We start from the raw sequence: 12,134 nt of genomic DNA on the forward strand, positions 1-12,134 counted from the left end.
ACTGGTTATGTTTATTCTATTAAAGGTTTTTTTCCTTTGACCAATGGTTCACAAAGCTTCAAATACTCTACAAATGTCGCCCGAAACCGATAGTCGTCTTTTTGATCAGCAGCATGCATCTCATCGCTATTCATTACCATTGATCGAGTTTTATTAGACGAAACCGCCTTCCTGTGACCTAATGCGCCCAAACTCATTTGGCCTGACTTAAACTTGCTTACCAACAGATAATGACAAAGCAACTCTCTAACGGATTTACCTTGCTGGAACTGGTTATTACCGTAGCGATACTCAGTATCCTGGCCGCCATTGCCTACCCCAGTTTTGAAAGCAGTATTCAGGAAAATCGACTGACGTCACAAACCAATCGACTTCTCGCCGCTCTTCAATTCGCCCGTAGCGAAGCTGCTGCTAACAACACAACCATTACCGTCTGCAGCTCTGTCAATGGGCAAACTTGTGATGGCAACAATGGTAACTGGAGCAATGGTTTTATTGTTCTGGAGGGAGCCACCATTCTGCAGGTATTTGATGGACTTGAGGGTAACAATACCATCAGAGGATCCTCCCAAATAGCCTTCAGCAACCAGGGTACTCTTACCAACAGTATTCAGCTCAGCCTTTGTGATAACCGTGGAAACAATTCCGCCCGGGGCATCTGGATTAATGGCGCAGGTCAGGCAAGAGCTGGAGGCAACCCGCAGTGTATCTAAGAGTAAAAGGCTTCACTCTGATTGAGGTTCTGGTCGCCATGCTGATCCTCAGTATCAGTCTGCTGGGAATGGCAGGTCTTCAGATAATGAGCCTGCAGTCTTCAGGCAGTTCTCTTGCTCGAAGCCAGGCAACTATGATGGCATACGACCTTGCAGAACGGATGCGTCGAAACCCGGATCAAACCGGCTTCTATATCACTAACCTGGATCAGGTTATTACTTCTCCAGACTGCCTTAGCACAGGCTGTTCACCAGAAGAGCTGGCACGGGAAGACATTATCCAATGGCAGACCAGCCTGCAGGATATCAATGGCGAGGCAGCACTTGCCTCCATAAATAATGAAATCACGCTGGAAATCAGCTGGAGCGAGAGCCATTACGGTAATGGCCTGTCTGACCAATCCTACGAAATGACCTTTGAGCTGTAAGTAGCATGGAAAGAATACGGTTTGTTCGCTCTCAGCAGGGCATCAGTCTTATTGAGCTGCTGATAGCCCTGACTCTCAGTTCCCTGCTTATGCTGGGAGTCATGAGAATGTTTATGGACAGCTCACGCTCCAATGCCTCAGACAGTGCCCTGGCACAGGTACAGGACAGTGCCCGTATCGCCATGGAGATGATTAAGCGTGATGTCCGTATGGCGGGCTATCGAGGCAGTTGCGTCTCTGCGGATGCAGAGATAACACCCGGTTCTCTGGTGGATTTCAGCAGCCAATCCGTCATCGGGGTTGAAGGCAGCAATACCAATAGCGATACACTGGCAATCCTGGCTGCTGAAGAATTGATGCGACCAGATGACTTCACCAATCCAGGCAGCCCACTGACCCCTGTTTTCGTTACGACCTTTAATAGCGCTGGCAAAATAACCCTGAGCAAAGACATCTGTTATTCATCTGATGACGTATTTCTGATTTCAGACTGTCGTCAGTTAGCCGTTTTTTCTCCTCAGGAAGCACTTTATGAATGCAAAGATGATCCCAGTGAAACGACCACCGCAAACACAATGACGGCTCTTGGTACTGGTAATAATAATATTTCTTTAAAAGATTATGTCGTCCCGCCTGAATGCAGCACAGACCCCAGTACCTGCCCCACGCTGCATAACCTGGGTTCAACCACCGGTTTGATCTATGACACACGGGACTCTGGAAGAAATGGCTCCGATGGCGAACCACTTTGGGCTTTGTTCCGGGATGGGGAAGAAATGGTAGAAGGCATTGAAAATATGCAGGTGCTCTACGGTGTGAGGGATGGAAACAATATCCGTTATACATCCGGTTGTACTCAGGCAAGCTTTGATAACGGCACCTGTAATCCAGGCAATACCACCCATATTCGTATCAGCCTTGTGGTTGCTTCCAGTAATAATGTCACAAACACCAATGAACAGCGGACGCTTGATATTCTTAACCTGAACACTAACACCACATTAACAACCAACGACCGACGCTTAAGAAGAGTCTTCACCACGACCATACAGCTTCGTAACCAGGGGTAATCACTGTGTCCATTCGGGGGAGTCAGCAGACTGGCAAACAGCAGGGAGCCATTCTGTTCATCTCATTAATTATTCTGCTGTTAATCACCATGGTTGCTATTGGCAGTACTCGCCTGTCCACCATGGGGCAGCGGGTTTCCATGACCTACCAGCTTCAGAACACAACCTTTCAGGCAGCAGACAGTGCACTAAGAAGCACTCAGCGCTTACTGGAAGAAAGCGCCTTTGCTCTGGAACAGGCAGCAAATGGTAACTTCCAGCCTGATCCGTATGAATACACAAATGGTACGACCAACCTGACAGTAAGAGCAGTTACCGAAACCACACTGCGGGAAAAAATATCAGACTCTGGCAGCAGCCTGGGTGTAGGCAAAGGTTTGCCTCAGACATTTATTTATGAAACCACCAGCACTGCACAAATTGATGGTTACGAGATCGTCACAGAGCTGGAGCAGGGCTACCAAATCAGAACACTGGATCAGTAACAAGGCAGTTTTATGAAAGGCTACTCACTCCTCAAAAAGGGACTGGTTACCTTAGCCAGTGTCTTTTATTTATCATCCGCTACCCTAACCTGGGCTGATGATACGGACATCTATCTTCACAACCCAAATCTGGACAGCAGCGTTAAACCCAATGTCCTGTTTGTGCTTGATAACTCCGGTTCGATGGAGTGGACTGTAGACAAAGAGCAACCCCCGAAAGATGGGGAAAAATCCCGTATGGAAATTATGCAGGATGCATTTCGGGACATTATGGAGAGCTCTTCTGGACTGAATGTTGGCTTAATGAAACTCTGGGCAAGAGAAGGTGAGTCAAGCCAGCTCACCTATCCTGTTACTGATATAGATAAACCCATGGGCTCATCAATTATTGTTGATGGTAGCCCTGAAATCGCTGAAAGTGCTGATGATGGTCATGAGACATCAAATGGGCAGGTTGTTCTCTCATCAGACTTCTTACCACTGGGTGGATTCAATATCAGCTCTTTAAGAGCCAAGGCTTTTTCAACTTCGGTATCATCCAGCATTTCTCAAACCAAAGATAATGCAGAGGGTATCAACTTTTTTGGGGGATTCAATTTCAAAGGTGATGAACTTGAGTTCAGCAGTAGCTCTGGCCATAGCATAAACGCCCTCTATTTCAGAGATCTTAACATTCCTGAAAACGCCGTTATAGACAGTGCTTTTGTAACCTTTACAGCCAGTCGTAAAAGTGAGTCTTCTGATGCGTATTTTAAAATTCTAGCGGAGCTGGATAAACGACCAGATAACCTTGATGTTAACAGCTATTATTTTCGTAAAAAATCGAATGTAAAAATCGATTGGAGGTCTGATGAACGCTGGTATCAAGGTAATACCTATCAAACTGCCGATATTTCCGCACTTATCCAATCCATTTTAGACAGTCAGGAAGTCAACTTTCAGCCGGGAGAAGAGCTGGATAACCTGGCCCTTTTCTTTGAGTTTCAGAAAGGAGGTAAGCGTTACGCAGAAAAGTATTCCAGAGGCGAAAGTTACCGTGCAGCAAAGCTGGAGTTCAGTTATACCGTTCCAAATAATAAAGACAACTATCTGACAGGCCTTCGATTCCAGACTCTGGGTATCCCACAAGGTGCAACAGTTAGCTCTGCCACCATTGATTTCACTGCCAGCGATAGCAATGATGAAGACATAAGTCTGCAGGTCTGGGCCGGTCAGCCTGGAAGTACTCACAATGATGCATTCTCTGAAACGGGGTTTGACCTATCCAAACGTGCAAAGATTGGCCCCATTATCTGGACACCAGAGCCTTGGGTGAAAGGCACTTCTGAAAACCCGAATCGATACTCATTGGATGTAACATCTCTGATTCAACAGGTAGTCAATGACACTTCATGGTGTGGAAATAATCCCTCTACCTTCTATCTCAAACTCAACTCCGGTGAAGGACTTCGCCGAGCCTTCAGTTTTGATGGCAGTAGTGCTCTTCGCCCGAAGCTGAACGTTGAATACAGTGGTGGAGAAAATGGCTGCAGAAATGAGCTGATTAATACACGCATCCAGGCATCATCTCATGATGCTTATGAGGACTTTAATAACAGTAACAAGGTTTATGATCTTCGGGATTATTTAATCGCCAAAGGCAGTAACAGGTCTTTAGTCGGCCTTCAGTACCAGAGGTTTCCAATCAAGAAAGATGCCCTGATTCTTGACGCCTGGCTGGAATTGACTGCGTACGATCACGATAATGGCTCAGCAACGATCAGGATTCAGGCAGAGGATACCGATAACTCCAAACCCATTAAGCCAAGCAAGAGAGACCTGTCCAATCGAACCAAAACGACCAGTAAAGTCGACTGGACAGATAATAAATGGGTAAAAAATGTGACATACCGGTCTCCCGATATTAGTTCAATAATTCAGGAGGTTGTGAATAGACAAAGCTGGCAGGCAGGCAATAATCTGACACTGCTGGTATCTGCCACATCCGGCCTGAGAGAGATCATCAGTTTTAATAAAAATCCTTCACTTTCTCCCAGGCTCATCATTAAGGTTGCTTCTGGCGGCATTGATTCAGATAGCGGGTATAAAGTCAAAGATCACCTGATCACCCTGGTTGATAAAATGTATCCCAGTGGTGGTACACCTTTAACCCCTACCTTTTATGAAGCAGCAAAATATTTCCGGGATGGCAAAAACTCTCACCCCAGCCCGATTAACAACGTGTGCCAGTCCAATTACACCGTGCTGCTTACCGATGGTGAAGCAAACTCCAGTGAAAGTGATGACTGGAACAGAATCAATAGTCTTACCGGTGGATACAAACACCCTGATGGCCATACAACCCACTGCAAGAACGACTCTGGTCGGGAGGGAGAAAAATGTGCACGAACCCTCTCTACCTGGTTAAACACCACCGACCTCAGTAAAGAAAGCGATATGCCTGGCACACAGAATGTGTTCACTCATACGATCGCTTTTGGCTTGAAGAACAACCAGACTGTTCAGAAATTCCTAAAAGACTTGGCGCATAACGGGGGGGGAGAATTTTATACGGCAGATAATGCGGCTGAGCTGGCTAAAGCGTTCAACAATATCATCACAGGTATTATTGAAGATGAATCCAGTTTTGTCAGTCCGGGCGTCACCGCAAATCAGTTTAATAACTCACGGCATTTGTCTCAGGTTTATTACTCAGTATTCAAGCCATCTAAAACTGATCGCTGGCAAGGCAACCTAAAGCGCTACCAGTTGATTGAAGACCCTTCGGGTGCTGGCGGAGCACTGGATGTCTACGACTCTAGGCCCGCTCTGGCAGTAGACAACAAAACTGGCTTCTTTAAAGAAGAAGCGTTCAGTTTCTGGAGTAACAAGGTTGATGGCCGTAAGGTTAATGAAGGTGGCGCTGGTGACAACATTCCTGATGCCAGCATTCGCAAGCTGTTTACTTATATGGGGAACAACCCCAAAGGCCAGGCGGTTAACCTGAATAGCGCTGCACATAGGCTTCACAAGGATAATAAACAGATAGAAACACAGCATCTGGGCATATCTGAAAATGCACGCAGAAATGAGCTTCTGGACTGGATCCGAGATCCAGGCACTTGGTATGGGGACCCCCTTCATTCAGTCCCGGCCCTGGCAACCTATAGCTGCTCTGTTCAGGAAAAGTACTGTCCTGAAAAAAACCAGAAACTCGGTATATTCTTTGGTACTAACGACGGTTTCCTGCACTCCATCGATGCGAACACAGGGGCAGAAAATTTTGCCTTTATGCCGGCAGAGCTTCTTCCTAACCTGAATAAGCTGGAAGCTAATGCAACAACAAATCGAACCCCAGGTCACGGTCGACCCTATGGCATGGATGGCTCCGTCACGCTCTGGGTCAATGATGTCAATAAGAATGGCGTAATCTGGGGTGGCTACGACACCTTAAACTATGACCAGAACAGTGACTTTTTAAGCAGTAAATCCATTAATAAAGATGAGTTTGTTTATGCCTATATCGGCATGCGCCGAGGCGGAAGAAGTTACTATGCGCTGGATATAACAACACCTGACTCCCCAAAATTACTGTGGTTTATCTCCGGTGGTGATAGTGGTTTTGAGAGGCTCGGACAAACCTGGGCAAAACCGGTAAAAACCAGGATAAAAATTGGCTCAACCATAAAGGATGTTCTTGTTTTCAGCGGTGGTTATGATGATAAAAGTCAGGATGAGGCCAGGCTTTATCAGACCGATACGATGGGTAATGCGATTTACATCGTGGATGCAAAAACAGGTCAACGAATCTGGTCCGCAGGTAATGACACGGATACCAGTGCCAACCTGAAACTGAGCAAAATGAACTACAGCATCCCCGGTGGTGTTCGTGTTATTGATCTGGAAGGAGATGGGCTGGCAGACCAATTACTCTTTGCCGATGTTGGTGGTCAGGTCTGGCGACTGTTTATTAATAACTGCACATCAACCAATACCAGCGAATGCGCAGTTCCAAACTCTACTGCCATAAGCAATCTGGTGTGGCCAACCGACAGCGATGGTAATGGCAAATGGGATCGCCACGAAGGTATCTTCGCCTATATTGGCCCAGACCTGAAAAATCAGGATCAAATGGATGGAGGAAAAGAGCAGAGAACTCACTCCCGACGTTTCTTTGTTGAACCCGATGCTTCGCTGTTCAGGCTGAATGGAGCTACCCATCTGGCACTTGCCATTGGTACCGGCAGCCGGCCTGATCCTCTGAGCCGGGTCAATGAAGATGTTAAGGACAGAGCCTATGTACTGGCATCAACTGCTTATGCAAACCCTGTCGTCAATAAAGACAATGTTGGTAAAAAAGCAGTTCCTGCTCATAAACTGCTGAAACATGACAGTCAGGATACCCAGCTGTTCAATATCACCAATGAGATGCAGGCAACGGCAGAAGATGCATTTGGCAATACATTGTCTTCTGCCAGAAAAGGCTGGTTCCTTGACCTGGACTATCAGGAAAAGGTCATGACTGAGTCGGTTACCTTTGAAGAGGTGATTTACTTCAACACCTACCTGCCATCCGATGAGGTTTCAGCGAGCTGTAACCCAGTGGCAGGTAAAGCCAGAGCGTACTCTGTAGATCTTCTGACCGGCAAACCTGCTGATAGCGATCTGACGAATCCTGAGGACCGTTACAAGGAGCTGGCGAACAGTGGGCTTCCACCCACTACCAGTATTCTGTTCCCGGAAGGCAGTAAAGATGCACTGGTCTGTGTAGGCGCTGAATGTGACCCACTGGAAATCGGGGATGATAAGCAAACCACTTATTGGCGACAGGTTCGCTAGGATGTCCCCAACTCATTGAATAAGTCCGGGTGGAGACCACCCAGAATAATGACAGACTCCAAAATTCGAGACGCGTGAAATGAACCGCTATAAAGGATTTACACTGATCGAGCTCATGATTGCTGTGGCAGTACTGGGTATTCTCGCCGCAATCGCCATTCCCAGTTACAGACAGTATATAGAGGATGGCGCAGTCGCCGATGCCCAGGCATCTCTTATGGGACTGGCCAATGCCATGGAGCGACACAGAGCTCAAAATGGCAGTTACCTTGGTGCTGCTACCGATGCTGATAACAATGGTGCCAGTGATAATACCGGTACACCGGGCATCTACCATCAACAGAGTCCGGAGTCCGGTGCAGCATTCTTTAACCTGACCATCAGTGCAGCTACCGCCAATAGCTATACCCTGACGGCTACGGCTACAGAAACCTCTCCCGCCTGGAATGACAGCGCTGAGGCCTCAACCATTACCTTGACATCCGTTGGAACTCGCGGAGGGACATTACCCGAAGCCTGGTAATCCACTGACTTTGAATTGGAAATCAATGTGATGGGCTGATTGAGTCAGTTCATCACTCTCAATATTATCTACCTCATACACCGTGAAATCCCAGAGCACCCGAACACCTTCGAACAATGGTTTACTGTTCACCCATTAAACCAGTCAAATATCCGTCACCCCTCAAACAAGCGAGAAATAAGGCATCTCTTGTGCTCAGTCTACCACTGACAGGAAAACATCAAATCATGAATTAGTATTAATCAGATAAAGATATTTAAAAACAGGATTTTTTAATCAGGAAGATTACATCATGCTGGAGTCTGTAGATCCACTACTGGTAGCCTATTTACCAAAAGATATTCGTTCATCCTTGTTTCCTTATGCCAGTGTGAGTCTGGCTTCGTTAATGTTGAATCTGGTCATTGGCTATATTCTCTCTAGTTTAATTGGCATTCACTTTCGCAAGTATTCAACGGCTTTTGGTAACAGAAAAGATTTTTCCCGACTGTTTCCAATACTCATGCTCTCGGTGATACTCATCATTACCGTTGTTAAAGCGTCTCTGGCTCTGGCGCTTGGTCTTGTTGGTGCCTTGTCTATAGTACGCTTTCGAACCCCTATTAAAGAGCCGGAAGAGCTGGTCTATCTCTTCCTGAATATCGGTCTGGCAATAGCGCTGGGGGCAGGTCAAACCTTTGCCGCCATTACGGCATGTGCGGTTATCCTGATATTGATTGCTGTTTCTAAAAAACGAATGGCTCGCTCATTACAGGAACAAGGCTTATTTCTTTCCATTAGTTACTCCGTTGAAGAAACTACCTCAAGAGAAACCATTCTCTCTGATTTAAAAAATATATTAACTAACCACGTTTTAAGAATGGATTTGAGTCGTCTGGATTTTTCCAACTCAAAAGTAGACGCGCTATTTTTTATTAATGTACATACCGCCGAGGAACTGGATTCTATAATTTTTGATCTGAATAAAAAGTTCCACCAGGTTCAGGTTTCCATTCTGGAACAGAATGATATTTCAGGACTATAGCGATGAAGCTTCGCCTGGATCGTCAAGCCCATATTATCTCTAAACGCGAGAAGCGGTTTATATGGATTGGTATCTTCTGCATTGCAATCCTTCTGATTCCGTCTCTTGATATAGCAAGAACATTATTGATTCAGGGTGGCTATCGCTCCCTGCATACCAACCCTCAAGATCGTATTCTGCAGCTTATTCATGATGTAAAAGATGCCCCCGCAAAGTTGATTACTGCGGAACGAGATATTCCGGAGTTAAGGCTGGACATCAAATACAAAGAGTGGCAAAAGCTGGTTGATGATCGACAAACCGCATTAGCCGATGGCTTGATACCAGAATCGCGCCAATATGCAAAAGGAACCCTCTATTTTCAACAGTCACATTATGACGTTGATTTAAGACTTCAGGGTGATCTGCTTGATCATGTTAAAGGTCAGGATCGCTGGTCACTTCGCCTTGAGCTGAAAAAAGACAAGGCCATCTTTTCTACATCCCGCTTTGCGCTGGTCAGTTCTAATGTCCGCTCCCATCAGGGTCCTGAGTTATTCCGCCAAACGATGCGTATTGCCGGGTTTGATATCCTCTCCCCCCAACACTTTCCTGTTAATGTCATGGTCAATGGCGATGATTGGGGCGTAATGCTACTTGAGCAAGCTTTTGGTCAAAACCTGCTGGCAACCAATAATCGTACAGAAGGGCTTATCGTTCGGCTGGACCTGCTGGATGAAAGCATCGATAGCCAAGGTCAACGATTGCGGGAATTAAAGCCCAGGGTCATTCAAAGAAAAAAGATTCTCAAAAAAGAAGAGATGGCACGACAACGGCTGATTGCCCTTGCGCTGATAAGTGACTTTATCAATGATAAACGCCCTGCCAGTGACGTTTTCGATGTCGAAAAACTGGGGCAATATCTGGCGACTGTAGATATCTGGGGAGCCTGGCATGCACTGACATGGAACAATTGGCGCTGGTATTACAACCCTCACACAGCAAGACTTGAACCAATACAAAGTGATGTCGCCGTTTCACCCGCCAGGCACTTCTGGTTAATGAAACAACCCAGTAAACATTCACTGATCAGTAAAAAAATGCTGTCAGACCCCAAAGTCAGTAAAAGCCATGAGCGGGCATTGCAACATCTGAAAAAAGTGATCGACTCCGGATCTCTCTTTGAAAAGCTTGAGGATGTTCAGAAAAAGTACAGCCGAATGCTTCATGCAAGCGTCCCCTTTCTTGGTCAATATAACTTCCAGTTAATGAAAGAGCAGGCTGACTGTTTAGGTAGTGAGTATCAAACACCACCCTGCTCTGGTTTTCGAGAGCTGAGCAGCGATCTTCACTTACCAATGCAGGCCATGTCCTCTCTGTTCCAGCCACCAGGTGACATAGAGCCTCTCAGTTTTATTCCCAGGCCCGATAGATCAACCAGTTTGATTAAATACCCATTCATCAAGCAAACCGATGACTCCTGGGAAATTCAATCAGGCAACTGGAAGGTTGAGGACTATCTGGTTACTCCAGACAACTGGGAGGTCCGTATTCAACCAGACACACGTCTGGAATTCTCAGAAAGTGCTGGTCTGATGGTTTTTGGTGAACTGCAAGTCAATGGCAGTGAACAGAAGCCGGTTATATTCACCAAACAGCCCAACCATGGAAACTGGTCTGGGCTGGCAGTTTTTGGCACCACCCAGCGCAAAAACAGTAAAGTCAGTCATCTAAGAGTAAGTCATGCCAAAAGCCCTAAGCTTGGCTTATGGCAACCCCGTGGCGCTACTTACTTTGTAAATACAGAGCTTTCTACAAACCATCTGAAAATAAACGACAACTCATCAGAAGATGCTCTTAATATCATTAACAGCAACATTGAAGTCAGCTATTTAGAGGTATTGAACGCGCTATCCGATGGTTTTGACTGTGACTTCTGCAGGGGGACAGTCAATGAGAGCCGTTTCACAAATATTGGATTAGTTTCGGGCGGCGATGCAATTGATACCAGTGGCTCGGTATTTCTGGTAAAAAACAGCAACTTTAACCTGGTCAGCGACAAGGCTATTTCAGCCGGGGAAAACAGTCGCCTGACCATTGAAGACAGCACAATAACAAACAGCAACATCGCTATTGTTGCGAAAGACCGCTCAGAAGTAACTGCTAATCGAGTAATGCTTGAGAATATTAAAGAGTTCTCTCTCATGAGTTACACCAAAAAAGGAATTTTTGGGCCTGCCAGACTCCATGCCAATGATATACATTGCCTTCAATTCTCCTGTAAAAGCAAAGCACTCGTAGAAAAAGGCAGCGTATTATTACTTGATGGGGTTGAGATCAATAGTAAAAATGTCAATGTAAAAGCCCTGTATAAAGGCATAATGAAATCGGACAAGCCAAAGTGACGGAACCACTGAGATTTGAAGTCAAGATTCCCATACCTGCAGCCCAGATGCAAAAGGTACTTCTCTGGCTAAAAACAAACCCTTTGCTCTTTTCGCAGCAATACAACCAAAGGTCCATTAACAGCCTTTACCTCGACAGTTGCGGCCTCGCAAGGTATGAAGAAAACCTCAACGGCATCAGCGAACGTAAGAAAGTCCGTTTACGGTGGTACGGTGACGTTCAGGATGCAAGCACAGCTAAACTTGAGTTCAAACTGCGAAAGTCCGGAAAAGGGAAAAAAATACTATTTAAAGCTCCTCTTAACCTTACTTCAGAAAATTTCAGCTGGCGTACCGCCCTGCATGATTGTTATTCGCAACTGCCTGACAAAGGTCAGATATATCTGGGTAATGGCATCATGCCCATACTGATCTGTCGCTATCAGCGGGAATATTTCATTTCTGCCTGTCAGAAAATCAGAGCGACCATTGATAGTGAGATTGAAGTTTTTGACCAGCGATACAGTGACCGACTCAATATATCCAAACCACAGTCATTAGGTCATTACTATCTTCTGGAACTGAAAGCCAATGAAGGTTTTGAAAATGAGCTTTCAGACTTGATTGCTTCATGCCCCCTGCGTCCATCCAGACATTCAAAGTACGTAAACAGTATTAGAAAACTGATCTGGAAGTAATTACACTCATAA

9 protein-coding genes are annotated in these 12,134 nt (G+C 45.9%); all 9 read left to right on the top strand.

Annotated features, from left to right (window positions below; all coding sequences use genetic code 11):
• The first annotated feature begins 230 nt into the window (after positions 1-230).
• Positions 231-713: a GspH/FimT family pseudopilin gene (locus GV64_RS19855; protein ID WP_020581531.1), complete on the top strand. Its 483-nt coding sequence runs from the start codon at positions 231-233 to the stop codon at positions 711-713.
• Positions 704-1,141, top strand: coding sequence for a type IV pilus modification protein PilV (pilV, locus tag GV64_RS19860; RefSeq protein WP_020581532.1), 438 nt, complete (start codon positions 704-706; stop codon positions 1,139-1,141). The genes GV64_RS19855 and pilV overlap by 10 nt, the downstream gene beginning before the upstream one ends.
• Before the next feature lie 5 nt (positions 1,142-1,146).
• Positions 1,147-2,211, top strand: a complete 1,065-nt coding sequence (locus tag GV64_RS19865) for a PilW family protein (RefSeq protein ID WP_020581533.1) — start codon at positions 1,147-1,149, stop codon at positions 2,209-2,211.
• A 5-nt stretch (positions 2,212-2,216) separates the two neighbouring features.
• A complete protein-coding gene (locus GV64_RS19870; RefSeq protein WP_020581534.1) occupies positions 2,217-2,696 on the top strand; it encodes a PilX N-terminal domain-containing pilus assembly protein in 480 nt (159 codons plus the stop codon).
• 12 nt (positions 2,697-2,708) lie between these two features.
• Positions 2,709-7,514 (top strand): DNRLRE domain-containing protein, encoded by a 4,806-nt coding sequence (locus tag GV64_RS19875; protein ID WP_020581535.1) that lies wholly within the window; start codon positions 2,709-2,711, stop codon positions 7,512-7,514.
• Positions 7,515-7,593: 79 nt separating this feature from the next.
• Entirely contained in the window at positions 7,594-8,037 is a 444-nt protein-coding gene (locus GV64_RS19880; RefSeq protein ID WP_020581536.1) for a type IV pilin protein, read from the top strand.
• Positions 8,038-8,329: 292 nt separating this feature from the next.
• A complete protein-coding gene (locus GV64_RS19885; protein WP_020581537.1) occupies positions 8,330-9,061 on the top strand; it encodes a DUF4956 domain-containing protein in 732 nt (243 codons plus the stop codon).
• Positions 9,062-9,063: 2 nt separating this feature from the next.
• Positions 9,064-11,445, top strand: coding sequence for a CotH kinase family protein (locus GV64_RS19890; protein WP_020581538.1), 2,382 nt, complete (start codon positions 9,064-9,066; stop codon positions 11,443-11,445).
• Positions 11,442-12,122 (top strand): polyphosphate polymerase domain-containing protein, encoded by a 681-nt coding sequence (locus tag GV64_RS19895; protein ID WP_020581539.1) that lies wholly within the window; start codon positions 11,442-11,444, stop codon positions 12,120-12,122. The genes GV64_RS19890 and GV64_RS19895 overlap by 4 nt, the downstream gene beginning before the upstream one ends.
• Positions 12,123-12,134: the final 12 nt, after the last annotated feature.

The sequence above is a fragment of the Endozoicomonas elysicola genome, assembly GCF_000710775.1.
GTDB lineage: Bacteria > Pseudomonadota > Gammaproteobacteria > Pseudomonadales > Endozoicomonadaceae > Endozoicomonas > Endozoicomonas elysicola.